The organism is Mesorhizobium sp. B3-1-8, from assembly GCF_006439495.1.
Classification (GTDB): Bacteria; Pseudomonadota; Alphaproteobacteria; order Rhizobiales; family Rhizobiaceae; genus Mesorhizobium.
Window position 1 is genome coordinate 166,870 of sequence record NZ_VFTK01000001.1, and the last position, 24,510, is coordinate 191,379.

Here is a 24,510-nt window from a genome sequence, read left to right on the forward strand (position 1 = left end):
CTGAGAGAAAAGATTTCTACCTATCGCCGGCTATCAAATCGCCCGCATGCTTCATCTCCCCACCCCCACGGCGAACTTGCGCCGCAACCCTTCTGAGCCGGACCGCGATCGGCATCGACATATGCCCGATCGCGGCCGGATCCCTGAGCGCCGCGCCGATCGCCTTGAGCGGGGCGCGCGCCTTGATATGCTGAACCAGGGACAGGAACGACGCCGCCTTGCGCAGGCTGCGGCCACGCCTGGCGAAGGCCGCCTTTGCGCTGCTGTCCATGGGATATGCCGCCGCGAAGGCGGCGTCGGCGCGCGTCATCGCCTCGACGTGATGCAATTCGAGCACGCGCGAGATCGAGCCGGAGCGGATGTGGTAGACATAGCCGACTGTCGGCTCAACCACGCAGCGGCCGCCGCTGGCCAGCGCGCTCGCCAGGAGGATGTAGTCCTCGCCGATGCGCAGCTTCTCGTCGTAGCGCAGCCTGTTGTCGTCGAGGAAGCGGCGCTGGAAGATCGGCTTCAGATAGCCGAGATTGAAACGCGATTCGAAGACCAGATTGCCGGCGATGTAGTCGGCCAGCGAGATTTCGCGTAGGCCTTCGAGATAGCCGGCCGGGAACATGATGTCGTCGGGCGTGCCGTCCTCGCGCACGACCTGCACATTGTCGACCGCAATTTGCGCACCCGCCGCTTCGGCGCGCGAGATCATCGTGGCCAGGCGGTCGGGAAGGACCGCGTCATCGGAATCGAGCACTGCCACCCAGCGGCCGCGCGCCAGGTCGAGGCCGGCATTGCGGGCGCCGCCAGGACCACGATTGGCGGGCAGCGCCACCACCTTGACGATATCTTGCGGATAAGCGCGCGCCACATCCAGCGTGCCGTCGCGCGACTGGTCGTCGACGACGATGACCTCGACCGTCACGCCAAGTTGCGCGATCGCGCCGGCGATGGCGCGGTCGAGAGTGGCCTCCGCGTTATAGGCGGCGATGACGAAGCTGACGTCAGGCTGCACGCTTGTTTCCTTGTTCTGGCGAAGTGAGGCCGTACTGGCGGATTTCGCGGACGCCGACCAAACCGCTGATGACGCCAACGTGCATAATGCCGCGCAGCACGCTGCGGTTCCGTCGAACCGGGCTGATCGCGGTCAAAATGGCCATGCCGAAGCAATAGGCGGCCTTGGCCGCAGCCAGCCCGACCTGGCCGGCGCGGCGCACGCCGCCGGCGCCGCGACCGATCAGGTGGCCATGCGTCTGGCCGAAGCGGAAGCGGCGGCGGCGCAGCCAGTCGAACGCGGCCCTGGCGCGCGGCACGACCTCGTCGACGAAAGCCTCGGGTGCAAAGGCGATGCGGCCGCCGGCCTTGACCATGGCATCGAAGAACTCGGTATCCTCGCCGCCGGTCTGGCCGCGCGCCAGGCTGAAGCGCCGGCCGCGCAGGCTCGCATCGGTCATTTTGAGCAGAACGTTGCAGGTGTAGCCGGTGCGGATCTCGCCGCGCACCCAAACCGGCAAGGTGGAATGGAAGTCGCCCTTTTGCATCCAGTCCGGCGCGTCCTGGCGATAATGCGCCCGCACCGGTCCGAGCACCGCCGTGGTGCCCGTGGCGTCGGCCGCCGCCATCAATTCGACCAGCCAGCCGGGAGACGCCGTCTCGTCGTCGTCGATAAAAGCGGCGAAATCCGAAACGCTGGCGTCGAGGCAGGCGTTGCGGGCGATCGAGATGTTGCGCGCCGGCGCGTGGCGGTAGCGGACCGGCAATTTCAGCTCCTCGGCCAATGCCTTCACCAGCTTCTGCGCGCTGGGCTCGTCGTCATTGTCGGCAATGACGACGCCGATCACCGCGCCCTCGGGCTTCTCCAGCGCGGCGACCGAGCGCAGCGTGTCGGCCAGCTCCGGCCGGCGGAAGGTGCAGATGCAGATGTCGATCGAGCGGCTGGCCATCACGCCACCTTGCGCTGCGAGCGCGACGCCAGAAGCTGCTGCCAGAAGCCGGCGGACCAGCCAAAATGCATGACCATCGCCGAGACCCCGGCCAGCGCGATGCTGGCGTTGCGCTGGCGTAGCGCCGTCACCAGCCCGTAACCGAGGCACACGGCCATCCACAAAAGGAAAGGCACCGCCGCGGTCCAGTGGACGAAGGAAAACAGGGCGAGCAGCACCACGGGCGTCACCAGCAGCGGGATCATCTGACGAACCTTCGGCACCATGCGATGCTTCAGGACGTTCCTGGCGCGGCCGCGGCCATAGCCGAGATACTGGAAATAGAGGCTCTTCAGCGTCGAGCGCGGATAGTAGACCATCTGCGTCCTGCCGCTCATCCAGATGCGGTAGCCGGCCTGGCGCAGGCGGTAGTCGAGCTCGGCGTCCTCGTTGTGGCTGAAGCTCTCGTCGTAGCCGCCGACATGCCTGAAAGCGGCGATGCGCATCAGCGCGTGGTGGCCGTGATCGACCCATTCGCCCTCGGACATGTGCCGGTGCTTCGAGCCACCGGTGCCGAGCTTGGAATTCTGCGCCGCCGCGACCGCCTTCTGCACGGCGCCGGTGCCGGCGGTCAGCATCGAAACGACGACCGAATCGGCGCCGGTGGCAAGGGCTTCCTCGACCAGCCGCTCGCAGTAATCATCCGGATAGCCGCCATGCGCGTCGATGCGGATGAGGTAGTCGGCGTCTTCACCAAGGGTCGCCACCGCGAGATTGATGGCAGCGCTCTGGAGGCGCTTCGGATTGGCGAGCAGGACAACCCGGGCGTCCTTCGCCACGATCTTTTCGACGATGGCTTGCGTGCCGTCGGTGCTGCCGCCATCGGCGACGACGATGCGGCCGCCGAGCCGCGCCGCAGCGGGCCGCAACTGGTCGAGCAGGCCGCCGATATGGGCTGCCTCGTTGAGGCATGGAATGACGATCAGGATCGATGTGGTGGCCTGCGTCATCGGCTCTTGTGAGTCCCCTGCCATCAAGCCGCCTCCGTCGTCGCAAAATTTGAAGGCATTGCGGCAAGGCCGCGCAGCTTGTCGACGAAGGCCGCGCAATCGCTGCGGTCGTAGCTCCAGGTTCTGGGGTTGCGCGCCAACACGCGCGACTTCAGGCCGCGATATCGATCCTGATCCATCCGGCTCAGGATCGCCTCGATGCCTTCGGGCGTCGCTTCGGGCAGGAGCACGCCGATGTCTTGCCGTTTCAAGAACCTGCCGGTTTCGGTGTCCGCCATCGAGATCGGCACGGCGCCGAAGCGGCAGCCCTCATAGAGGCGGTTGGGAAGCAGCCATTCGGAATTCTGGCCGGCTTCGAAGAAATCGATCGCCCAGGAGAAATGCACCTGCCCATAGATTGTCGCCATGTCCTCCGGATTGCGGTAAGGCCCCTCGAACGAAAGCCAGGGCTCTGCCTCGACGAAACCGTGAAAATCCGGGAATTCGGACAGCGCCGGGCGGCCTCTCAGCACGACCTCGAAACGGCCCGCCTGGCGACGGGTGAAATCGGCCAGCAGTTCCAGCGAGCGGCGACAGCGCAGCGCGCCGAACCAGCCGATGCGCCAAGGCGGCGTCGCCGGGCTGTCGTCCTCGAAAGAATGCGCGGCGACAACGGATGCCGCCTCGAAATATTTGTTCTCGATCAGCTCGACAGGCGCGCCGATCTGCCCGAACGGCTCGAAATAATTGGCGATGAAGGCCGGCGAGCTCGTCACCAGAAGCCTCACGTCGCGGGCGAGATGACGTTCGGCGCCACGCAGCGTCCTGCCGACGAAATCGTCGCGCAGCACCAGACGGTGGATATCGAGGCATTCATAGACGATCGGCACGCTCGCTCCGAGCGCGCCATTGGCGCGACGGGCCAGCGCCAGCATTTCGAGATTGCGCGCGATGATGAGATCGGGCCTGGACACGGCGCCCAATTTCGCTCCGATCGACACGGCTGCCTTGGCGACCGCGGCGATGCGCTGCGCGAATCGACCGTCGCGCGTCGCGCCAAGGTCGACAGGCTCGACACCCTCGATTTCGGCGACCGGACCGGTGGTGCGGCGGAAGCCCGCCAAGGTGACCCTGGCGCCGCCTGCCTTGAGCATCTGAATCCTCCGGCGCACCGCCGGGTCGGATACGTCATGCACAAGGTACAAGACATGCAGCATGTAACTCGACCGCTGTTGGCCCACCCATCCGGGATGCTAGTACAGCTTTTGCTGCATCGCAACAATTTTGGTGCGGCGTAGCAAGCGCCAGCAGATTTTTTGTTGCACTGCAAAAACATCTTGCGGTAGCTTATGCATGGCGGCGGGCGCCGGTCGCGACGATGTCGGACCGATGCAAGATCAGGGATCCTGAATTTGGAAACCAGTGCATTCGATCCGCCTGAGGGCTCTCTGCGCAAATCGGTCGGACGCGGCGCGGTCGTCACCGCGATCGCGCAAGGCGTGCGGGTGGCGACGCAGATCATTTCCGTCATCGTGCTGTCGCGCTTGTTGTCGCCGCAGGATTTCGGCGTCGTGGCGATGTGCGCGCCGGTGCTTGCCTTCATCGCGCTGTTCCAGGATTTCGGCCTGACCCAGGCGACGATCCAGAAGAATGGTATCCGCCACGATGAGGTCAACTACCTGTTCTGGATCAACGTGGCGGTGAGCGCGCTGCTGGCCTGCGTGCTTGCGGCTTCGGCGCCGCTGGTCGCCGCCTTCTATGGCGAGCCGCGCGTGACGGACCTCGTCGCCGCCTTCGGCCTGCAGATCGTAGCCTATGGCCTGGGAGCCCAGCATGTGGCGCTGTTGACGCGCCGCATGGAGTTCACGCGGCTGGCCATCATCGACATCGCCAGCGCCATCGTCGGTGTCGTCGTCTCGATCGCCTGGACTTTCATCGATCGCTCCTATTGGGCGCTGTTCGCCGGCACGCTGGCGAGCGCGGTGCTGCCGACCCTGTGCTACTGGTATTTTTCGCGCTGGCGCCCCGGTCTGCCGCGCAAGGTCGAAGGCATCGGCGCGCTGATCAATTTCGGCGCCGGCATCACCGGCTTCAACTTCGCCAATTTCTTCGCTCGCAACCTCGACAATGTGCTGATCGGCAAATACTGGGGCGAGGCACAGCTCGGCCTTTACGACCGCGCCTACAAGCTCTTGCTCTTCCCGCTCAGCCAGATCACCAACCCGCTGTCGAAGGTGATGGTGCCGGCATTGTCGCGATTGAAGGACGAGCCGGACCGCTACCGCAGCGCCTATCTGCGTGTCATGCCGCTTATCCTTCTGGTCGCGCTACCGGGTGTCGCCTTCGCCACCGCCATGTCGGATACGCTCATTCCCTTCGTGCTCGGCGAGCAGTGGCGGGGGAGCGCGCCGATCTTCTTGGCGCTAGGCTTTGCCGGATTGCTGCAGCCGCTCAACAACCCCGCGGGATGGCTGTTCGTAAGCCAGGGCCGCTCAGGCGACTTCATGCGCTGGGGCATCGTCACCGCCGTGACCTCGGTGCTGGCCTTCGCCATCGGCCTGCCCTACGGGGCGCTGGGCGTCGCGGTCGCCTACGCAATCAGCGAATATATGCGCACGCCCTTCCTGTGGCTCTATGTCGGCAGGCACGGACCGCTGAAGGCCAGCCATGTGCTTCACGCGGCATTGCCTTTCGTGCTTGGCGCGCATCTGGCGTTCGGCCTGGTCTGGCTCGCCAAACCAATGCTGCAGGCGCCGCCCGTCGTTGCGCTGGCCGCCGGCGCGGCGCTCTCCTATCTCGCCACCATTGTCGTCGCACTTGCCTTCAGCGCCGGCCGCGAAGCACTTCGCGAGGCCTTGCGGCTGATCCCGGCACGAGGGGTCCTCGCAGCCCCGAGCGGGGCCAAATGAGCCCGGCCTGCTCGCGAAATGCTGATTTCAGGACAGGGATAACCGCATGAACTACCGATCGATTTCAGACATGAACGACGCGATCGTGCGCAACCTGCACCGGCTGCCGCGCGACATCGACCTGGTTGTCGGCGTGCCGAGGAGCGGCATCCTCGCCGGCACCATGGTCAGCCTGATCGCGAACATCCCAATGACCGATCTCGACAGTTTCCTGGCGGGCAGGATCTACACGTCCGGGATCACGAAACGCTGGGCGGGCCTCGACCGGCAGGCTTCCGAGATGCGCAAGATCCTGGTGATCGACGACAGCATCATCGGCGGCACCGCCATGCGCGATGCGCGCGAAAAGGTCGCGGCCAGCGGCATCGAGGGCGATTTCATCTTCGCCGCCGTGTTCGGCCTGTCGCTGCAGCACGAGGAAACCGACATAGTCTTCGAGGCCGTGCCGCATCCCAGGATGTTCCAGTGGAATTTCATGCACCATGTCTTCCTCGAGCAATGTTGCGTCGACATTGACGGCGTGCTTTGCCTCGATCCGACCGAGGAAGAAAACGACGACGGCCCGGCCTATGAGAAATTCCTGGCCGAGGCGCGGCCGCTGCTCGGGCCGACCCGCAAGATCGGCTGGCTGGTGACGAGCCGGCTGGAAAAATACCGCAAGCTGACCGAGGCATGGCTCGCCAGCCGCGACATCAAATACGATCATCTCATCATGCTCGATCTGCCCAACAAGGCAGAGCGGCAGCGGCTCGGCGCGCATGGCAGCTTCAAGGCCGAGTTCTACCGCAAGTCGGACGCCATCCTGTTCATCGAGAGCGAGCACGAGCAGGCGCAGAGGATCGCCAAGCTCTCCGGCAAGCCGGTGCTGTGCGTCGAAACCAACATGGTGAGCCTGCCCGATCCGCTGTCGCTGCCGGCGCTGCAGCAGGCGGCGCGCAACCTGCCGGCGCGGCTGAGACAAATCAATTCACTCGACGGGCGAAAGCAGGCCGTGAAGGCGACGGCGCGCGCGCTGCTCGGCGAGCGCGGCTACCAGGCGCTGAAGAACCGGGTGAAGCGCCCGGCATAAGAAATTAGGCGGCGCGGCGGACGCCCTGCCGGGCCGCCCTTTCGAGAAGATCGAGAAACACAACCAATTGCCGCGCGGGGTCGAGCTCCGGGCGTTTGGAGAAGGCGATAGCCGCGGCCGAAAGCCGTTCGTATTCCGGGCGGTCGTTCCACAGGCGCCGGACCGCCGCGGCCCAGTCGGCGACCGGATCGTCGTAGTCGAGCAACACGCCGCCGGGCCCGATGGCTTCGGGCAGGCCGCCACGCTTCGATCCGACGACCGGGATGCCGCTGCAATGCGCCTCGGATGCGACGCGGCCCCAGGCTTCCTCCCATTTGCTCGGGGCAAGCAGGATCCTGGTGCGGCCATAGACCGTCTTCATGTCGTTGGTGCGGTTTTCGAGCGTAACGTTCGAGAGCGGCGCGATGGTCTTCTCGACGCGGGCGCGATGGTCGTCGTCCAGTTTCCAGCTTTCCACGAACAGGAAGGGAATCTCCGGACAGGCGGCCGCAATCTTGACCGCCAGATCGAAACCCTTTTCCTCATGGGGATTGATCATGGTGACGAATTCGCCGGTCGTGTGCGTGCAATAGAGCGCGTCGTTGATGGTCGGCGGAAGCACGATGGACTCGATGCCGAATTTTTCCTTGTAGGTGCGCGCCGTGAACTCCGAATTGGCGATGTATATAGCCGAACCGAGTTCGCGCGGATCGCCGGCGAGTTCGTGAAACTCGACATTGTGGAGATAGACGACCAGCGGCACTCCCTCCGCGAGAAGCGCCTTTCCGAGCAGGACCGACTTGTGGCACTGCACGACGGCGACATCGGGTCTGGTTTTCCCGACGGCGAAGCCGGCCGCCTCCCAGGGGTACCAGGCGCGCATCACCGGATAGCCGGGGAAATTGTCGACAACTGCGGGCTGCCTCAACAGCTTCATCTTGGCGCGCGCCTTGAGGCCGAACATGCCGTCGCCGAACAGCGAGGCGAGGACCGATGCCTGGTGGCCGTGCTCGATCAGCTGCTCGACCAGATGGTGGGTGTTGGATTGCACGCCGCCGGTGAACTCGGGAATGTATCCGTTGCCGCTCGCAAAAAGCACTTTCATCATTCGACTCCTATCCGGCCCGGCGGATGAGCATGCGCGCCGATCAGCTTGCGCCGCGCGCCAATGGAAGCTTCGAAGTCATTGCCTGACACAGGCGGCTGACCGAGGCGGAAAGCGACAGCGTCGAGTACTCCCGCAACAACTTCGATGCCGGGATCACCTTTCCCGCCTTCAAGTCCTGCGCCAGGTAGTGAGGAAACGAATGCATGTATTCCCTGACGATGTCGGCCTTCAGCGCTCCCGACTTCCATGCCTTCACCGCCGAGACGAATTCGTCGGCAGGGGCGGATGCCAGGCCCGTATCGTAGGCTTCGAATGTACGCCGCACGATGGCGCGTTCCTTGTCGCTAAGCGAGGTCTTTCCGGCTCGTTCGGCAAGCAGGGCGTAGCGGCGGATGTCTTCGGCCGCGTGGTGCCATAGACCCTTCCTGGCCATGATGCTCGAACGCTGCAGCAATGCCTGCATCTCGAGATCGGCCGTCTTCGGCAAGGCCTGCTCCGAGCGGTCGAGATACTCATGCAGATCGACCGACTTGTAGACTTCTTCCATGATCACCCGGTCGTACGAGCCCCAGGCCTTGATCCGGTCGGTATAGGAAATCACCACCTTGGTGCTGCCGCGGACCATGTCGTGCTGGCGCTGGAAGAACATGAGGCCGTCGACCCTGACGCCCTTGAACCGGCGCGCAAGCCTCAGCATCATCTCGTAGTCCTGCGACCGGACAAGGGTTTCATTGAAGCCTCCAACCTCGTCGTAGCATTTGCGGCGCACCAGCAGACCCGGCTGGTGGACGTGGCAATATTCGAGGTGGGACGGAAAGAAATTGTCCTGGCTGACGTGGCCGAACGCGACGATCTCGTAATTCTGCTCTTGGATCTGAGCCGACTGCTGGAAACGCGCATATTCACCGAAAGCGAAATCGGCGGCCGGCTCCCGCTCGAAGGCGGCGAGAAACCGCTCGAGCGCCGTCTCGTGCGCGACGTCGTCGTCGTCGAATATCCAGACGAAATCTCCCGTGCAGTGCTTCAGGGCGAAATTCAGCGCCGTCGATTTGCCGCCATTCTCCTTGCGGTAATATTCCACCGGCGCGGGGAAAGAGGCCGCCACCGCGCTGGTGTTATCCGTCGAGCCGTCGTCCACGATCAGGATCTGATCCGGCGCCACGGTCTGCTGGAGGAGGCTGGCGATGGATTCGGGCAGGAACTTTTCCCGGTTGAAGGTAGGAACGATGACGGTGACCGTCGGTTTCCGCGATGCAGCCATTGGTGACCTCATACTGTCTTCTGTTCCGCCTGCCTTACGCATTCTGCAGATCGAGATTGGCGAAGGGATTGGTGCACGGATGCCAGCCGGTGAAGCGGATCGGATCGTCGGGCGAACTGCGCCAGGCATAATCGGTCAGCATGTGGAACTCGGCGATGACCCAGCGGTCGAAATGGCGGAGGTCGCGCCGCTTGTCCTGAGGCAGCAGCTCGCGCGCCTTGCCGAGCTTCACCGTTTCCGCCAGCGTCACCACATCGGCCACCTTGGCGCTCGGGAATATCCAGGGGTTGCGGTTCTGGAATTCGAGCACGAATTGCTGCAGGTGCTCGATGCGCATGTTGAGCGGCCCGAAATATTTTTCGAGCGTGACGCGAACCAGATCCTCGTCCGATAAGGACGAGATGGCAGCGGCCGCGATGCCGGTGGAGGCAATGCCGCCGGCGACGATGGCCAGCGCGGTGCGGCGCGTGATCTTCATCGACCCCTCCCTCATGCCGCCAGCTTACCCGCCGCCCGCAAGGACAGGGCAGCCGCGGTCAGGCTTGGATTGGCGCAGGAACAGCTCGGATAGGTGCTGGTGCCGACGACCACGAGGTTCCTGAGCTGGTGGTGAATCATGTCGCGGTCGACCACGGAATCGGCCGGGCCCGTGCCCATGCGCAACGTGCCCTGCACATGCGATTCGGTCGGCCTTATGCCGCGATCGAAAATCTGTTCGACCGGCAGCGGCTTGAGCAGTTCCGGCAACCTTTCCAGCGCTTTCGCCATGCCCTTGGTGGCGTAGTCCGACGCGCCCCTGAAGGTCACGAAGGCGTTCTCGTCCTTGTCGAGCACGACGCGGTTTTCCGGGTCGAGCAGGTTCTCGGTGACGATGACCAGCGGCAGCACCTGCCGCAGCCTTCCCTTCTCGGCGCGCATGCCGTGCTGCCAGCGGTTCTCGAAATAGACGAGCGCCGCCGCATGCTCGGCCCGGTGCGGCCCGTCATAGAGACCGAAATTCAGGCCGGTGGTGATGGTCGAGCCGTCGAAATTGTCGACGCCGCCGAGATAGGCTTCGTAATTCCAGCCATAGGATTCGTGCAAGCCCAAGCCGACGAACTCGCCGCCAAGTCCGGAGCGCAGCATGATCGCGGGGCTCTGTATGGCATTGGCGCCGAGGATGAAGAGATCGCCGCCGACCGAATATTCCTTGCCCTTGTGGACGAAGGTGACGGAGCGGACCGCACCGCCGGCATGATCGAACCGGCGCACCTCGACGCCGAGACAGACCGAGACGTCCGGATGCTGGAACACATGCATCAGTCCGTTGTTGACGGTGAACTTGGCGTCCGCCGGACACAGCCAGCATCTGAGATTGGCGCAGCATGAGGCGCGCTGCGAGGTCGCCACGCGCGCCCGGGCGGTCGGCATGACGAAATGCTGATCCGGCTGCGCCGCCTTCATCATGCGGTCGGGCGTCGACATGCGATGCGGCGGCTGCGGGAACGGCCGCGAGCGCGGCAGCATCCGCGCCATGTCGGGATCGCCGGAGATCGACATGACCTCCTCGGCATCGCCATAGAACGGTTCGAGGTCGTCATAGCTGATCGGCCAGTCATTACCGACGCCGTAGGTGCTCTTCAGCTTGAAGTCGTTGGGATGGAAACGCGGCGTCTGCGCGAACCAGCAATTGGTGCCGCCCCCAAGACCGATCGTGTAGTTCCACGGCTTGTCGGGATTGTCAGTATCGTAGGTGGTTTCATCGTCTATGTCGGTGTTGGCGTTCTGGCTGAGCTGCCACTCATGCGTGTTGTGGCGGCCCCATTCCAGCACTAGGACGCGGGCTTTGCGCCGCTTCAGGAATTCGTGCAGGAAGAAGGACGACCCGAAGCCGGATCCGATGACGACGAGATCGAAATGCTCGTTGGCGATTTGTTCGGGCCGAACGTCGAGCACCATCAGATCGAACCCTCCTGCTTCACGCGCATGGTCATTGTCGGCGCCGTTGTCGTTCGCGGCAGCGATCGTCCTCGAGGCAAGCGGCCATCGTCATGCCGCCATCCTGCCGATCGAGAAATATTCGATGCCGTAGCGCGCGATCACCTTGGGATCGTAGAGGTTGCGGCCGTCGAAGATGACCGGCGTCGTCAGCGCATCCTTGAGCGCGTCGAAGGACGGCGCGCGGAAGCTCTTCCATTCGGTGCAGATCAACAGCGCGTCGGCGCCGCGCAGCGCCGCCTCCTTGGTGCCGCACAAGAGCAGGTCGTCGCGCAGGCCGTAGATCGCCTGGCATTCCTGCATCGCCTCGGGATCGTAGGCCTGGACCTTGGCGCCGGCCGCCCACAGCGCTTCCATCAGCGTGCGCGACGGCGCCTCGCGCATGTCGTCGGTGTTGGGCTTGAAGGCCAGCCCCCAGACGGCGAATGTCTTGCCCCTGAGCGCGCCCTTGAAATACTGGTTGACCTTGTCGAACAGGACCGACTTTTGCGCATTGTTGCGCTCCTCGACGGCGCGCAGCAGCTTGGCGTCGAACTTGACGCCCTCGGCGGTCTTGATAAGCGCGCGCACGTCCTTGGGGAAGCAGGAGCCGCCATAGCCGAGGCCGGGATAGATGAAGTGGTAGCCGATGCGCGGATCCGAGCCGATGCCCTTGCGCACCTCCTCGATGTCGGCGCCCAGCTGCTCGGCGAGATTGGCCATCTCGTTCATGAAGCTGATCTTGGTCGCCAGCATGCAGTTGGCGGCGTATTTGGTGAATTCGGCGCTGCGCACATCCATCACGATCATCTTCTCGTGGTTGCGGTTGAACGGCGCGTAGAGCTCGCGCATCACCATCTCGGTGTCCTCGCTGGACGTGCCGACGATGATGCGGTCCGGCTTCATGCAGTCGGCGACCGCCGAGCCCTCCTTGAGGAATTCGGGGTTCGAGGCGACATCGAAGCCGAGATCCTCGCGACCGCGCTTCTTCAGCGTTTCGGCGATCCTGGCCTTCACCTTTTCGCAGGTGCCGACCGGCACGGTCGATTTGCCGACGACGATCTTGGCGCTGTCCATCTCACGACCGATGGTTTCGGCGACGGCGAGCACATATTTCAGATCGGCCGAGCCATCCTCGCCCGGCGGCGTGCCGACCGCGATCATCTGGATCTGGCCATGCCTGACCGCCGCTGCCGCGTCCGTGGTGAAGCGGATGCGGCCGGCCGCGTGGTTTTCCTTGACGAGGGCCTCCAGGCCCGGTTCGAAAATCGGGATCAGGCCCTGGTTGAGCCGCTCCACCTTCTTCTCGTCGATGTCGATGCACACCACCTCGTGGCCGACCTCGGCAAGCACAGCGGCCTGGACGAGACCGACATAGCCAATCCCAAACACCGTCAAATTCATTTGGTTCTATTCCTGTCAAAGGCCGGGCCACAAAAGGTGGTCCGGCCGGTTCAGATGTCCCTCAGGCCCAACGGCCTAGTTGGTTCGGCATGATCTTAATCCGCAAACCGGTTCCCACTTTTCGGGATCATGCCTAGTTGCTGTTACTTATGCTGCATGCCAGCGATTCAGGAAACTGGCATGGCTGGCCCAAAGCGGTGAAAGCGACGCGCTTGACCTCCAGGGTCACCTTGCTGCCGGGATCGACGAAGGCGCCCATCCAGTTGGTCAGCTTGTCGCTGCCCCAGAGGCTGAAGAAGATTTTCTGCGAATGCGTCGGCAACTCGTCGGGATTGGTCACTTCATGGACGAGCTTGCCGTTGACATACCAGCGCAGCCGGTCCTTCTCCCAAACGAAGCCGTAGTCGTTGAAACCCTTGTCGGCGCCGCCTTCGACGTCGACCAGCTTGCCGTTCTTCGGCTTGCCCTGGATGTAGCTGTTGACCTGCACCTTCGACGGATCCTTGGTGAGGACCTCGAAGTCGATCTCGTCCCAGGGCTGTTTGTCCTGCGGACCGATATAGGAGAAGAAGGCGGCGTTGAGGCCTGAGCCGGTGCCGGTCTTCATGCGCGCCTCGTAGACACCGTAGCCGTAGCGCTGCTTGGTCTGGATCTCGGCGCAGGCGAAATCGCGATCCTTCAGCTTGCGCTTTTCGAAGCCCAGCGACAGCACGCCGTCGGAAAGCCGCACGAGATCCTTCGACCAGGTGCAATTCTGATGGGCGCCATTGGTCCAGCCGTCCGAGACGAACCAGCGGGACCGGTCGAAATTGGAGAAATTGTCGACGAAGGACGGCGCGCTTTGCAGCTCCTGTTGCGCCCCTTGCGCGTGCGCCGGATGCGGGCTCGCCGCAAGGGTCGCTGCGATGGCGAACAAGGCGCCGACCACACCGAGCCGCAGGCTGTTTAATCCGTTCCCGGGCGTATGCGACTTGTCGCACACCGCCATGGTGGAGGTGTTGCTGGGATCTGCGTTCATAACAAACTCACCTTGTGTTGTCCGCCCAACCCAAAGTCTTCCTTGGCCCGCGCGAGCGAGCCGCTTCCGATCCTTCGCCCTCTTGAACTCCTCTAATGTCTCGTACCGATGACGACACCCGAAGGCGCCGTCAGCCTCTTGCCGCGGACTGCGGTGCAGACCGATCGGCACCATCCTCGACGATCGCGTCGAGCGAATGACGCAGTTCCTTCACCAGGCCTTTTTGGCGAACGAGCTCCGCAATGCGCCGCTCGCAGTTCAGGATCGAATTCGTCATCGCGCTGACATCCGAGCCCTTGCTGGTCGACGCCGAACCATTCTCCATCGCCTCGACCAGAAAGGCCGCGTTGGCGGCCGTCGACCTGTAGCGATTCTCCAGCCCGGTCTTCTCCGCCTCGATCTCGGCAGCGATCTGGTCGAACAGCTTCGCGAGCCGGTCGAAACGCTGGAGATCGGTCTGGCGGTCGCGAGCCGGATCCCGGGATCTGAAGCCAAAAATCGAAGCCATCCTGTCGGCCTTTCGAAATTGCTGCATTGCAGCATAGACTGCCACTACCGCGGCGACTAGGCAATATCATAGTTTTGCGAATGCGGATTTTTTGAGGGATGACGGCTTGCGGCGTGATGCGGGATCATTCGTTCGCGGCGCTCGTCGCCGCCATCAGGAAGCGCGTCGGCGGTATTTGTTGCTTTGCAGCAATCCCGGCGCGGCGGAACAGCGCGTCGAGCTTGTCGGTGGCGACGCCGCGCACGATCGGGATCAGATTCGACTGGCTGGCGAAGGCATAAGCCGCGGCCGACGCCAGCCCACGCTCGGCTTTGACGTCGAGGAAATTGCGCAACCGGTATTTGTCGCGGACATGGCGCTCGTGGCGCCGCAACGCGGCCTTCGAGCGCTCCGGAAGGTTGTCGAGGGCCAGCAGCGCCAGGTCGGCATCGGCAAGACGCTTCAGATCCTGCGTTCGATGGCGACCGCTCAGCGAATCGGCGCGGACGATCGCGCCATAGCCGCAGGACTTGATGACCTTGAAGCGCGCCCCGCGGGCGACAGCGCGCGCATAGAGTTCGTAATCTTCGCCAAGACGCAAGCTTTCATCGTAAGCCAGCCTATGCCGTTCGAGAAAAGCCCTGCTGATTACCGGCTTCAGGAAACCGAGCTCGCCGCGCAGGACGCGGCGGCGCGAAATGTTGCCGTCGATGAAGCGCTCGAAATCGAGAAATTCCGGATCGGCCGCGAAAGACGGCGCGGCGACCTTGGCAAAGTCTGTCGCGGCATCGTCGCGGATCAGCATGATGTTGTCGGCCGCGAAATCCCAGTCGGTGCTGGCGAAAAGCCGGCGGAAGCGGCCTTCGAGGAAGAAATCGTCGGCGTCGAGAATGCTGATGAAAGGCGATTTGGAAGCCCGGATAGCGGCGTTGCGCGCGGCGGAAGGACCGCGATTGACGTCGAGGCGGACGACGGCAAGCCGGCCGCTGCCGTCGTCGGCGGCCAAAGCCACGTCACGGGTGTCGTCGGTGGAAGCGTCGTCGACCACGACGACTTCGGCGACCTCCCTCTCGCGCAGCGCCGAAGCGATGGCGGCGGGGATCGTGCGCGCCGCATTGCGGGCGGCGATGATGACGCAGACCCCCAAGGTCGCCATCGGGCTCGTCACAGGCGTCGTCACGGGCATGGGCTCACCTTTCGCTTGCATGAGTGGCCGCCCCGCCCACGATTTTGATCATTTCGCTCCGTGCCGGCTCAATCGTGGCCGGGCGCTCGAAGATGCGCCGGCTGAGGTCGGCGGAGGCAGCCCAGCCGGCTTCAGCCAGGTAACGGACCGGCTCGCGGCCGCAGAGCTCCCACAGCACATGGCGGCGCTGCGGCCAGCGCAGCGACGCGAGCCAGGGCGCGACCACCATGTGGAAGAGATCGGCGTTGTCGATGCGCGCCAGAATGCGGGCGGCGCGATCCGAAAGCAGCGTGCCGGCGGTGCCGAGCAGCACGTCGGCGGCACGCAACCCCAAGAGCAGCGTGTCCGCCAGGCCCTGCTCGGCGGCGTGGTCGAGAACCATCCGCTGCTCGGCTTCGCTCAGGCGGCTGGCGCTGGCCCTGACGTCGCAGACATAGCCGGCGCAGGGCTCGCGGTTGAAAAAGGCCTTGGCGACGCTGATCGCGGACAAAAGCAAGGTGTCGGCCGCCGAGATGATCGGCATGGCGGCACCGGCGACCGCGACTTCGCGCTTGCGGCGCAGGAAGCCGTCGATGTCGCGGGGGCTGGGCGACCCCGGCTGCTGGAGCCGGTGGTGGAGGTCGACGGTCGAGGCCCTCGTGCCGTCTTCGCGAACCATATGCTGCTCGCCGAGGAAGCGCACCCACCAGACCGAGCGCGACTTGCCGGCAACCTCATAGCCGATCGTGCGCAACGCATCGCGGGCCCTGGCGAAACCGGTCGGCGAAACCAGTATGTCGACATCGCCGGATGGCTTCATGAAATGGTCGCCATAGAGCAGATGCTGCTGCAGCGGCCCCTTGAGGAAGACGAAATCGACCCGGCTCTCGCGCAGCACGCGATCGATGGCCATCGAATCGCCGATGCAGGCGGCATTCATCGACATGGTGCGCCGGCGGTAGCCGTCGAGCCAGGCAGGCAACTCCGCTGGCGCAGCATTCCCGGGCGTATGCGCGAGCGCCTTGAGCAGGAAGACGGCGACCTTGTTCAACCTGGCGATGTCGGCGACATTGGCCGCCGAGATTGTTGGGGCTGCCGAGATTGTTGGGGCTGTCAAGATTGTTGGGGTCGCTGAGATTGCCGGGGCCGACGAGATTGTCGGCGCGGGCATGTCGGCCCGGCCGCCCGTGATGTCGACGCCTGGCGCGAAAAACAGCCTCAGGCAGGCCTGCACATAGGCGACTTCGTCAGCGCAGCCGGCGGCACGCAGCCTTTCATAGGAGCCATCCTGCATCGCCATGCCCGATGTCGTTCTCCGCAAAATGCCGCCCGCGCGGTTTATACCGCACCTGCGAAGAAAAGCATCGAGAAAATTGACGAGATCGCCCGAAAGCGGGCAGAGGCCGGCTCGCGACTGCAACCGCAGCGTTTAAAACCGCTGCACGCTCAATCACTTTTGAAGACAAAACCGGATATGCCAACGCGAGCCGGAACGTGGCGATTTCTTGCAGCAAATTCTTCGCATTTGCGAAATGAATTTCTCGCCTAGCAAATTATCATAATTAAATCAGATGCTTATTTAAACGGCAAAGACCTACGGTTGAATTCGTGGACGGCTGAGGTTTAGGATGACGGCGCCTACACCTTGATTACCAACGAAGGCGAGCGCAACCAAGAATTGATTAATGCTTGGTAAATCAGGCTTGACTCATGGATGGTGCCGTGCAGCAATCGCATTGCAGCATAGCGATATGCTGGCGGCAGCCTGCAGCCGCTTCCAGTCCTTAATTGGAGAGTAAAATGGAACAGAATGTTGAAAAGCATGAGTACGAAACCCCCAGCCTGACGGTTCATGGTTCGATTGAAACGATCACGCAGGGCGGTGCTGGCACGACGGCGCTCGACGCGAGCTTTCCCGCGCACACGCCGATCGGCGAGCTGACTTTCTCCTAAAGCTTACAGGCATCCGGGAGTCGAAGTTGGGGCTCCGGGTGTTCTCCAACAGGTGAGCCCGGGGGGCTTTTGTCCCCCGGCTTCCTGCCGGGGATCGACGGCAACCGATCCACAGCAACGTCTGACGGCGCGGCGGGCCAGCAACGAGGTTTTAGGATGCACTGGAACCCTTCGGACGATGACCGCGTCGTCGCGACCAACGAGGCGGTGGCTTGTGAATTCGGCGCCGGACTGGCGCTGCTCCACCTGAAATCCAATGTCTATTACAGCCTGAACGGCGTCGGCGCCTTCATCTGGGAGCAGATCCAGGAGCCGCGAACGGTCCTCGATATCCGCAGCGCCGTGCTTGCGCGCTACAATGTCGACGCCGAACGCTGCAAGGCCGATGTCGAGGGCTTGCTCAAGGGGTTGAGCGAAGCAGGGCTTGCGAGGCTCTACAGTGAGGAACTGGTCTAGGCTCCGCTCGCTGAGCGGCCAGGAAATGCTGTTTCTGGCGCGCTGCCTGACGGTAGTGAGCGCGGTACGGCTTGCGCTGACGCTGTCTTCCTACAACCGTGTCCGCAGCCTGGTGACGCGGCTGGACGCCGGACGCGATGCCAGCATCGCCGACCTGCGGCGTGTCGCATGGGGCGTCGCCGCCGCGGCGCGGCTCGTGCCGGGCGCCAGCTGCCTTACCCAGGCGCTGGCTGGACAGTATCTGCTCGCGCGCCAGGGCAGCGCCTCGAAGATCAGCATCGGCATCGAGAAAGGAACGGGCAGCGAGCTCAAGGCGCATGCCTGGCTGATGAGCGGCAACCACATCGTGCTTGGCGGCTCGATCAAAGGATTTGCCCATCTGGTCGACCATGGGTCGTGAGCGATGAGCGGCGTCGCTGGAATCGTGCTCAGCGACAGCGGCCGGCCCGCCGCGGCCGGCGATATCCAGCAGATGCTTTCGCGCATGCGCCACCGCGCCCGCGACGGCAGCTCATGGTGGGCGGACGGCAGCGTCGCGCTCGGCCACGCGTGGCTCGACACGACCGGCGAGAACGGTCCCGGCCCGCTGACGATGGCCGGCGGCAAGCTCGCCATCACCGCCGACTGCCGGCTGGACAATCGCGACGAGCTTCTGGCGCGGCTCGGCATGCGGGACCGGTCGGTCGCCGACGCGGTGCTTATCATGCGCGCCTACCTCAAATGGGGCGAGGCCTGCCCGACCTATCTGCAGGGCGATTTCGCCTTCGCCATATGGGATGGCGAGCGCCGGGCGCTGTTTTGCGCGCGCGACCATTTCGGCGTCAAACCTTTCTACTATCATTCGACCGGCAGGCGCTTCGCCTTCGCCTCGGAGATCGGGCCGATCCTTTCGCTGGACGGCGTCGGCAGGCGGCTCAGCGAACACCAGATTTCCGGCTTCCTCGCCGGCTTGACGGACGATCCGCAGGCCACGCCCTATGCCGAAATCTTCCGCCTGCCGGCGCGGCACAGCATGACGGTCGCCGACCGCCGGGTGGTGCTGCAGCGCTACTGGCAGATCGAGCCTTCGCAGCGGCCGCCGCGCTCGGACGCGGCCGAAAAATTCAGGCATCTCTTCGCGCAATCGGTGGAGAACCGAATGCGCGGCACGCCGGCCGTCGGCGCCATGCTGAGCGGCGGGCTCGATTCCTCCTCGATCGCTTGCGTTGCCGGTCTTCGCGCGGCGGCGAGGCGCAACCCGAGGCTCAAGACCTTCTCGCTGGTGTTCGACAGAGGCTCGTCGATGGACGAGAAGCCGTTCATCGATGCGGTGCTCGACGGCAATCCGCTCGACGCCACGCTGATTGCGGTGAGCAATTACGCGCCCTTCGCCGAGTTCGAGCGTATTCTGGAGGAGCAGGAAGCCACGTTCCTGGCACCCGGTTTGTCATTGACCCGTGACCTTTACCGCACCGCGGGCGCAAAGGGCGTCAAGGTGCTTCTCGACGGGCATGGCGGCGACGAGGTCGTCTCGCAGGGCCATGGACACCTTCATGAGCTCGCCAATGCCGGTCGTTGGCTCGAGCTATGGCGCGAATTGCACAGCGCCGCCAACACCTATGGCGAGGGCATGTTCTCCCTCTATTTCAAGTTCCTGACCATTTACGGACCGGCCTGGCGGATCGCCCGGATGAGATCGATGGCCAGACGCCTTGTCGGCAAGGTGCGGCAGAGGCCGGCATCGGCGCCGCGCGCCTGGGCAGGCCTGGTCAATCCGGATCTTGCCAGGCGCACCGATCTTGCCGAGCGCTTTCATCGCAGCGGCTACATGCCCGCCGCCGTGAGCGCCAGCGAAGCGCTGACGCATCGCTGGCTGCTGTCCACCGGGCTGGTGCCGCACGCCTTCGAAGTGCTCGACAAGGCCGCCGCCAATTCCGGCGTCGAGCCCCGCTATCCGTTCTGGGACAAGCCGCTCGTCGAATTCTGCCTGGCGCTGCCCGGCGAGGAAAAGCTCAGGGACGGATTTGGCCGCCACGTGCTGCGCCGGGCCATGCAAGGCGTGCTGCCGCCGGCCGTGCAATGGCGGCGCGACAAGATCGATTTCACCGCCAACCTGGTCAAGGGCATGCTCGGCAACCACCGCGAGCTTCTGGACAGGCTGCTGATATCGGACAGTGAGCGGATCGCGCCCTATGTCAACTTGCCTGAGGTGAACGCGGTCTATGAGCGCCTGCTGCGCCAGCCCGAGCAGGCGACGCTGCCCGACGTCCAGCATGTCTGGCGCTCGGTTTCGCTGTCGCTGTGGCTGCGGCAAGTCCAAGGAAACCCCGCATGAATCTCCCGATCGCTTCCGTCGCGCGGCCCCCGCCCGCCACCGAGACGATGGCGCCGGGCGGACGCGTCCGCCATTTCTACAGGGCCTACGGGCTGATCGTCAGCTCGGACGTGGCCTTGCCGGAACTGACGCCGACGGCGCCGGCGACACCGGACCTGGAGATCGCGGTCGGGCCGATCGACTTTCCCGACGGCGCATCGCATGGCGCCACGGCCTTTCGTTTCGAGCCGACCCGCCAATATCTTTCATGGCACGCGGTCGGCGCCTTCATGATCAGCGACGCCAACCGGATCGATGTCGATCCGGCGCCGGGGATCGACGACCCGCTGCTCGCCTTTCCGCTGCTCGGGCCGGTGATGGCTCTTGCCCTGCATCGGCGCGGGCTGCTCGTCCTGCATGCCAGCGCCATTGCCGTCGGCGGCAAGAGCGTGATCTTCATGGGCGACAAGGGCGCCGGCAAGTCGACGACAGCGGGCGCGATGATCCGCGCCGGCCATCGGCTGCTCACCGACGACGTCGTCGCGCTGGATTTGTCCGACCCTGGACGGCCGATGATCCTGCCCGGATTTCCGCAGCTCAAGCTGGCCGCGGACGCGGCCGGCGCCATTCGCCTCGAGCAGGCGGAAGTGCGCCCGCAGGTACATCCGCAAATCGACAAGGCGCAGCATCGGCTGCACAACGGATTTGCCACTGAGGCGGTGCCGGTATCGCGCATCTATGTGCTCGAGCGCGGCGGTCGCGCGGCGATCTCGCCGCTTGCCGGTGTCGCCGCGCTGCCGGCGATCATCAAATTCTCGTACATCACGCGCTTCGGCCGGCAGGCGCTGACCGGCGATCTCGCCGCCACGCATCTCAGCCAATGCGCGCAGATCGCCGGGCTGATCGGCGTCAATCGCCTCGAAGTGCCGGCCGGACTCGCCAGGCTCGATGAAGCGGTCGCCGCGATCGAAACCGACCTGGCGTCCGGAACAAGGTGAGCCAGGGCATGGGCTGGTCCTCGAAGTTTCGCCTGTCGCTTTTGCGCGATGTCGCCGGTTTCGGCGCCATGGTGGCGCATGTCGGCGGACGGCGCACGGCGACGGCGCTTGCCTTCCTGATCCTGGGCAGTCTCACCGAAGGCATCTCGATCCTGCTGCTCGTTCCGCTGCTGCGCCTGATCGGCAAGCCCGACCAGGACTATGCGGTGCGGGTGCCGGAGGCATTGCATTGGCTGGTGCCCGGCGGAACGCTGTCGCTCGCGACCGTGCTCTCACTGCTCGTCGCGCTGGTGGCGCTGCAAGCGACGTTCAACCGCTTCAAGTCGGTCTACATGGCTCGGCTGCTCTACGACTTCGTCAACCGCGTGCGCATGAACCTGTTCGAGAGCGTCGGCAAGGCGCGCTGGGGCGTTTTCACCCGCATCCGCGGCTCCGATCTCGACCATGCGCTGAACGGCGATGTCGACCGAGTGCAGGTGGCCGCCTTCTCGCTGCTGATGCTGACCCAGGCGACGCTGCTTCTCACCGGCTATCTCGTGGTCTCGCTGTTCATCTCGCCGGTGATGACGTCCTTCGCCATTTTCATCGGCCTGGTGCTGCTGGTTGCGCTGCAGCCGTTCAGGGCGCGCGCCAGCGCCTATGGCCGCACCCTGACCGGCAATCGCCAGGATCAGTACCGCACGGTCTCCGAGTTCCTCGGCGGCATCAAGGTCGCCAAGAGCCTGAATGTCGAGGCAAGCTATTTTGCCGAGCTCGGCGCGACGCTGGACAAGATGAAGACCGACAACATCGCCTTCGTCCGCAACAGTTCGCTCGGCACCGCCCTGTTCCAGGTTACGAGCGTGATCGGGCTCAGCCTCTTCATCTATGTCGCGCTGGTCCGTTTCCACCTGTCGCTGGCCGAGATCGTCGTGCTGCTCCTGGTCTTCATGCGGGTCGCGCCGCGCTTCATGGATATGCAGCTCCAGACCCAGCAGGTGCTGATCAACCTGCCGGCCTATGCTTCGATGAAAAGCCTTCAGGCCCGCTTCGATGCCGAGCGCGAGCCGGAAGAAAGCATGGCCGAACAAGGGGCAAGACTGTCTCTCGAGACCGGCCTCAACATCCGCGATGTGGCATTCGCCTATGGCGAGGGCGACGGCAAGCCGGTGGTCAGCGATATCACCTTCGGCCTGCCGGCCGGCAAGGTGACGGCGCTGATCGGCCCTTCCGGTTCCGGCAAGAGCACGATCGCCGACATGCTGCTCGGCCTGCTCGAACCGACCGCGGGACGCATCCTGGCCGACGGCGTGGAGATCACGGCGCAAAATCGCAGGGCCTGGCGCGATCGGGTCGCCTATGTGCCGCAGGACGTGTTCCTGCTGCATGACACGATCGCCGCCAATTTGCGCCTTGCCGCGCCCGCGGCCAGCGACGAAGAACTATGGGCGGCCTTGCGCAACGCCCATGCGGCCGATTTCGTGGAGCGCCTGGCATTGCGGCTGGAGACGGTGGTGGGCGACCGCGGCGTCCGGCTTTCCGGCGGGGAGCGGCAGCGCATCGCCTTGGCGCGGGCGCTGCTGCGCAAGCCTTCGCTGCTCATCCTCGACGAGGCGACGAGCGCGCTCGACTGGCAGAATCAGTCGCTGATCGCCCAATCGATCGAGGCGCTGCGCGGCCAAATGACGATTTTGACCATCGCGCACCGGCCGTCGATGATTGCCTTCGCCGACTGGGTGGTGGCCATCGAGAACGGACGCATCGTCGAGGTCGGACAATATCGGCGGCTGAAGGCAAAGGCCGGCAGCCGCCTTGCCAGGATGCTGTCCGGCGAGCAGGCCGAGCGCGAAAGCGCGTCATCGGTCGAGACGGGACTGGTCCCGGCGCCGGTCGAACGTTCAGTGGAGGCTGCGTCTGGCGCTTAGCTTTTCGCCGTCGGCGACCTTGTTCAGGATCGTGCCGCGGTCAGCCTCGCGGGCCTTGTCGGCCGATGTCGGCGTGGTTCCGCCAATCATGGCAAAGACGAGGAGGAAATAGCCGGCCTGGATGATGACGGCACAGACGACGGCGCGAAGGAGGATGGTGCCCGCCGACGCGCCATCGAAATAAGACCAGCCGATGACGATCGCGAGCGCGAAGATCATCCCGACGATGAATTTTGGCAGAGACATGTTCGCCGGCCTCTCAACCGAGACGAGCATGCAGAAGCTGCGACTTACCCACCCGCGTAACTCCCCGTTGCGCCAAAGAGCTTTTTCTGGCTGCCCTATCCGGCCGGTTGCTTCCGACCTTCCTTACCCATGCAGACTATGACAGGAACAATTTGCGACTCTATTAAGGCGGGTCGGCCGGAGCAAGGCCGTGCAGGTATGGTTTCCAACGATTTTACGAGATCGACTCTGCCATGCTGCGTCGCACACTCTGGCTCCGGCAGCTATTCAATTAGCCGCCTGCCGCTTCAGTAAAACTCGCCACTTTGATTAGTATTTTATCTGAATAACTTACCATGGCGAGTGCTTCCGACGGCGCGCAACCGCGTTTCTTCTGCAGCAAAGAATGCACTGTCCAAAAATGGCCTAAAAGGCGGACTACATTTTCCTGGTTCGCTCTCACCTTGTCATAAACGTGCCACAAAGGTGAAAATTTGGGCAGGGCAGGTTTATTATTTAGTCAATTCATGACGTGAGCATTTCAGTCCGATGGGAAATTGTGTGTTGCGCTGCAGCATTTTTTTGATATCTTGTCGTAAACCATCCGTTCAACGTATGGAGCTTCTGCATGAGGGACGTCGCCAAGTCGGCTAATGCGGGTTTTGCGCAGGTCGGCGTTGATTTTCCACCCCCCATCGGCGGTCTGCTCAAACGCAGTTTCGATATCGTCGGTTCCCTGGCCGGGCTGATCCTGCTCAGCCCGCTTTTCCTAATGGTCGCGCTGCTGGTCAAGCTTTCGGACAACGGTCCGATCTTCTATGGCCACAAGCGCATCGGCCGCGGCGGCAGGATTTTCTCCTGCCTCAAATTCCGCACCATGGTGCCGGATGGCGAGCGCGTGCTCGCTGCGTATCTGGCGGCCAATGCCGATGCCAACGCCGAATGGATCGCGACACGCAAGCTGAAGAACGATCCACGCGTCACGCGCGTCGGGCAGGTGCTTCGCAAGCTCAGCCTCGATGAACTGCCGCAGATCCTCAACATCCTGCAGGGCGACATGAGCCTTGTCGGCCCGCGCCCGGTCGTGCGCGACGAATTGGAGATCTATGGCAGCGCCGCGGTCTATTACCTGAAGTCGCGTCCGGGGCTGACCGGGCTGTGGCAGGTGAGCGGCCGCAACGACGTATCCTACGACACGCGCGTCGCCTTCGATCGCCACTATGTCGAGAACTGGTCTTTGTCCGAGGATATTCGCATCATCTTCAAGACCGTTCCTGCCGTGTGGATGTCACGCGGCAGCTATTGACCGACGGGCCTGCTCCGCCAGATTCGGGGCAGGCATCCGGCAGTGATCTCATCGGGCGGATGGGGCCAAAGCGAATCGGAAACGTATTTGACAAAAAACCCCTTCGGACTGTCTTACGCC

General features: G+C 63.9%; 23 protein-coding genes. 9 read left to right on the top strand and 14 right to left on the bottom strand.

What is annotated here, in order from left to right; translation table 11 throughout:
* Nucleotides 1-16: 16 nt before the first annotated feature.
* The 4 genes from FJ424_RS00805 to FJ424_RS00820 are packed head-to-tail and all read right to left on the bottom strand — an operon-like array spanning nt 17 to nt 4,116.
* Entirely contained in the window at nt 17-1,003 is a 987-nt protein-coding gene (locus tag FJ424_RS00805; protein ID WP_140650432.1) for a glycosyltransferase family 2 protein, read from the bottom strand.
* Nucleotides 993-1,931 (bottom strand): glycosyltransferase, encoded by a 939-nt coding sequence (locus FJ424_RS00810; protein ID WP_140650435.1) that lies wholly within the window; start codon nt 1,929-1,931, stop codon nt 993-995. Before FJ424_RS00810 ends, FJ424_RS00805 begins: the two co-directional genes overlap by 11 nt.
* The gene (locus FJ424_RS00815) at nt 1,931-2,920 is read right to left on the bottom strand and encodes a glycosyltransferase family 2 protein (RefSeq protein ID WP_140650784.1); all 990 of its coding nucleotides are present in this window, start codon (nt 2,918-2,920) and stop codon (nt 1,931-1,933) included. The genes FJ424_RS00810 and FJ424_RS00815 overlap by 1 nt, the downstream gene beginning before the upstream one ends.
* 23 nt (nt 2,921-2,943) lie before the next feature.
* On the bottom strand, nt 2,944-4,116 hold the full coding sequence (locus FJ424_RS00820; protein ID WP_140650438.1) for a glycosyltransferase: 1,173 nt from the start codon (nt 4,114-4,116) through the stop codon (nt 2,944-2,946).
* Between the two features lie 195 nt (nt 4,117-4,311).
* Between FJ424_RS00820 and FJ424_RS00825 the strand changes: the two genes are divergently transcribed.
* Nucleotides 4,312-5,808, top strand: coding sequence for a lipopolysaccharide biosynthesis protein (locus tag FJ424_RS00825; RefSeq protein ID WP_140650441.1), 1,497 nt, complete (start codon nt 4,312-4,314; stop codon nt 5,806-5,808).
* A gap of 46 nt (nt 5,809-5,854) precedes the next feature.
* Nucleotides 5,855-6,877, top strand: coding sequence for a phosphoribosyltransferase (locus FJ424_RS00830; RefSeq protein ID WP_140650443.1), 1,023 nt, complete (start codon nt 5,855-5,857; stop codon nt 6,875-6,877).
* A 4-nt stretch (nt 6,878-6,881) separates the two neighbouring features.
* Here FJ424_RS00830 and FJ424_RS00835 read toward each other — a convergent pair whose 3' ends face one another.
* The 9 genes from FJ424_RS00835 to FJ424_RS00875 all read right to left on the bottom strand — a co-directional run bounded on the left by FJ424_RS00835 (nt 6,882) and on the right by FJ424_RS00875 (nt 16,555).
* Nucleotides 6,882-7,961, bottom strand: coding sequence for a glycosyltransferase (locus FJ424_RS00835; RefSeq protein WP_140650446.1), 1,080 nt, complete (start codon nt 7,959-7,961; stop codon nt 6,882-6,884).
* A 43-nt stretch (nt 7,962-8,004) separates the two neighbouring features.
* Nucleotides 8,005-9,225: a glycosyltransferase family A protein gene (locus tag FJ424_RS00840; protein ID WP_181181941.1), complete on the bottom strand. Its 1,221-nt coding sequence runs from the start codon at nt 9,223-9,225 to the stop codon at nt 8,005-8,007.
* 34 nt (nt 9,226-9,259) lie between these two features.
* Complete coding sequence (locus FJ424_RS00845) at nt 9,260-9,703, bottom strand: hypothetical protein (protein ID WP_140644809.1); 444 nt, start codon at nt 9,701-9,703, stop codon at nt 9,260-9,262.
* A gap of 11 nt (nt 9,704-9,714) precedes the next feature.
* Complete coding sequence (locus tag FJ424_RS00850; RefSeq protein ID WP_140650451.1) at nt 9,715-11,163, bottom strand: GMC family oxidoreductase; 1,449 nt, start codon at nt 11,161-11,163, stop codon at nt 9,715-9,717.
* 90 nt (nt 11,164-11,253) lie between these two features.
* Entirely contained in the window at nt 11,254-12,585 is a 1,332-nt protein-coding gene (locus FJ424_RS00855) for a UDP-glucose/GDP-mannose dehydrogenase family protein (RefSeq protein ID WP_140650454.1), read from the bottom strand.
* A gap of 133 nt (nt 12,586-12,718) precedes the next feature.
* Nucleotides 12,719-13,603 (bottom strand): glycoside hydrolase family 16 protein, encoded by an 885-nt coding sequence (locus FJ424_RS00860; RefSeq protein WP_140650457.1) that lies wholly within the window; start codon nt 13,601-13,603, stop codon nt 12,719-12,721.
* A gap of 130 nt (nt 13,604-13,733) precedes the next feature.
* Complete coding sequence (locus tag FJ424_RS00865) at nt 13,734-14,111, bottom strand: hypothetical protein (RefSeq protein ID WP_140644806.1); 378 nt, start codon at nt 14,109-14,111, stop codon at nt 13,734-13,736.
* Nucleotides 14,112-14,235: 124 nt separating this feature from the next.
* The gene (locus FJ424_RS00870; RefSeq protein ID WP_246677105.1) at nt 14,236-15,276 is read right to left on the bottom strand and encodes a glycosyltransferase family 2 protein; all 1,041 of its coding nucleotides are present in this window, start codon (nt 15,274-15,276) and stop codon (nt 14,236-14,238) included.
* A gap of 4 nt (nt 15,277-15,280) precedes the next feature.
* Nucleotides 15,281-16,555: a nucleotidyltransferase family protein gene (locus FJ424_RS00875; RefSeq protein ID WP_140650460.1), complete on the bottom strand. Its 1,275-nt coding sequence runs from the start codon at nt 16,553-16,555 to the stop codon at nt 15,281-15,283.
* Nucleotides 16,556-17,055: 500 nt separating this feature from the next.
* On the opposite strand from FJ424_RS00875, the gene FJ424_RS00880 reads away from it, so the two are divergent.
* The 6 genes from FJ424_RS00880 (at nt 17,056) to FJ424_RS00905 (ending at nt 22,859) form a co-directional block, all read left to right on the top strand.
* Nucleotides 17,056-17,208, top strand: a complete 153-nt coding sequence (locus tag FJ424_RS00880; RefSeq protein ID WP_127229803.1) for a lasso RiPP family leader peptide-containing protein — start codon at nt 17,056-17,058, stop codon at nt 17,206-17,208.
* 156 nt (nt 17,209-17,364) lie between these two features.
* Entirely contained in the window at nt 17,365-17,664 is a 300-nt protein-coding gene (locus FJ424_RS00885; protein ID WP_140650463.1) for a PqqD family protein, read from the top strand.
* A complete protein-coding gene (locus FJ424_RS00890) occupies nt 17,648-18,064 on the top strand; it encodes a lasso peptide biosynthesis B2 protein (protein ID WP_246672384.1) in 417 nt (138 codons plus the stop codon). The genes FJ424_RS00885 and FJ424_RS00890 overlap by 17 nt, the downstream gene beginning before the upstream one ends.
* A 3-nt stretch (nt 18,065-18,067) precedes the next feature.
* Entirely contained in the window at nt 18,068-19,978 is a 1,911-nt protein-coding gene (locus tag FJ424_RS00895) for a lasso peptide isopeptide bond-forming cyclase (protein ID WP_140650466.1), read from the top strand.
* Nucleotides 19,975-20,955, top strand: a complete 981-nt coding sequence (locus FJ424_RS00900) for a serine kinase (RefSeq protein ID WP_348640099.1) — start codon at nt 19,975-19,977, stop codon at nt 20,953-20,955. Before FJ424_RS00895 ends, FJ424_RS00900 begins: the two co-directional genes overlap by 4 nt.
* An 8-nt stretch (nt 20,956-20,963) precedes the next feature.
* The gene (locus FJ424_RS00905; RefSeq protein WP_140650468.1) at nt 20,964-22,859 is read left to right on the top strand and encodes an ABC transporter ATP-binding protein; all 1,896 of its coding nucleotides are present in this window, start codon (nt 20,964-20,966) and stop codon (nt 22,857-22,859) included.
* On the opposite strand, the gene FJ424_RS00910 is transcribed toward FJ424_RS00905, so the two are convergent.
* The gene (locus tag FJ424_RS00910; protein WP_140650471.1) at nt 22,833-23,105 is read right to left on the bottom strand and encodes an exopolysaccharide production repressor exox; all 273 of its coding nucleotides are present in this window, start codon (nt 23,103-23,105) and stop codon (nt 22,833-22,835) included. The two genes, FJ424_RS00905 and FJ424_RS00910, sit on opposite strands and share 27 nt — an antisense overlap.
* 607 nt (nt 23,106-23,712) lie before the next feature.
* On the opposite strand from FJ424_RS00910, the gene FJ424_RS00915 reads away from it, so the two are divergent.
* The gene (locus FJ424_RS00915) at nt 23,713-24,390 is read left to right on the top strand and encodes a sugar transferase (RefSeq protein WP_140650473.1); all 678 of its coding nucleotides are present in this window, start codon (nt 23,713-23,715) and stop codon (nt 24,388-24,390) included.
* Nucleotides 24,391-24,510 lie beyond the last annotated feature (120 nt).

Coding starts and splice junctions, on each gene's coding strand:
- FJ424_RS00810 (WP_140650435.1), bottom strand. CDS start 1,931: ATGGCCAGCCGCTCGATCGACATCTGCATCTGCACCTTCCGCCGGCCG.
- FJ424_RS00815 (WP_140650784.1), bottom strand. CDS start 2,920: ATGACGCAGGCCACCACATCGATCCTGATCGTCATTCCATGCCTCAAC.
- FJ424_RS00820 (WP_140650438.1), bottom strand. CDS start 4,116: ATGCTGCATGTCTTGTACCTTGTGCATGACGTATCCGACCCGGCGGTG.
- FJ424_RS00830 (WP_140650443.1), top strand. CDS start 5,855: ATGAACTACCGATCGATTTCAGACATGAACGACGCGATCGTGCGCAAC.
- FJ424_RS00835 (WP_140650446.1), bottom strand. CDS start 7,961: ATGAAAGTGCTTTTTGCGAGCGGCAACGGATACATTCCCGAGTTCACC.
- FJ424_RS00840 (WP_181181941.1), bottom strand. CDS start 9,225: ATGGCTGCATCGCGGAAACCGACGGTCACCGTCATCGTTCCTACCTTC.
- FJ424_RS00845 (WP_140644809.1), bottom strand. CDS start 9,703: ATGAAGATCACGCGCCGCACCGCGCTGGCCATCGTCGCCGGCGGCATT.
- FJ424_RS00850 (WP_140650451.1), bottom strand. CDS start 11,163: ATGGTGCTCGACGTTCGGCCCGAACAAATCGCCAACGAGCATTTCGAT.
- FJ424_RS00855 (WP_140650454.1), bottom strand. CDS start 12,585: ATGAATTTGACGGTGTTTGGGATTGGCTATGTCGGTCTCGTCCAGGCC.
- FJ424_RS00860 (WP_140650457.1), bottom strand. CDS start 13,603: ATGAACGCAGATCCCAGCAACACCTCCACCATGGCGGTGTGCGACAAG.
- FJ424_RS00865 (WP_140644806.1), bottom strand. CDS start 14,111: ATGGCTTCGATTTTTGGCTTCAGATCCCGGGATCCGGCTCGCGACCGC.
- FJ424_RS00870 (WP_246677105.1), bottom strand. CDS start 15,276: ATGCCCGTGACGACGCCTGTGACGAGCCCGATGGCGACCTTGGGGGTC.
- FJ424_RS00875 (WP_140650460.1), bottom strand. CDS start 16,555: ATGGCGATGCAGGATGGCTCCTATGAAAGGCTGCGTGCCGCCGGCTGC.
- FJ424_RS00880 (WP_127229803.1), top strand. CDS start 17,056: ATGGAACAGAATGTTGAAAAGCATGAGTACGAAACCCCCAGCCTGACG.
- FJ424_RS00885 (WP_140650463.1), top strand. CDS start 17,365: ATGCACTGGAACCCTTCGGACGATGACCGCGTCGTCGCGACCAACGAG.
- FJ424_RS00895 (WP_140650466.1), top strand. CDS start 18,068: ATGAGCGGCGTCGCTGGAATCGTGCTCAGCGACAGCGGCCGGCCCGCC.
- FJ424_RS00900 (WP_348640099.1), top strand. CDS start 19,975: ATGAATCTCCCGATCGCTTCCGTCGCGCGGCCCCCGCCCGCCACCGAG.
- FJ424_RS00905 (WP_140650468.1), top strand. CDS start 20,964: ATGGGCTGGTCCTCGAAGTTTCGCCTGTCGCTTTTGCGCGATGTCGCC.
- FJ424_RS00910 (WP_140650471.1), bottom strand. CDS start 23,105: ATGTCTCTGCCAAAATTCATCGTCGGGATGATCTTCGCGCTCGCGATC.
- FJ424_RS00915 (WP_140650473.1), top strand. CDS start 23,713: ATGAGGGACGTCGCCAAGTCGGCTAATGCGGGTTTTGCGCAGGTCGGC.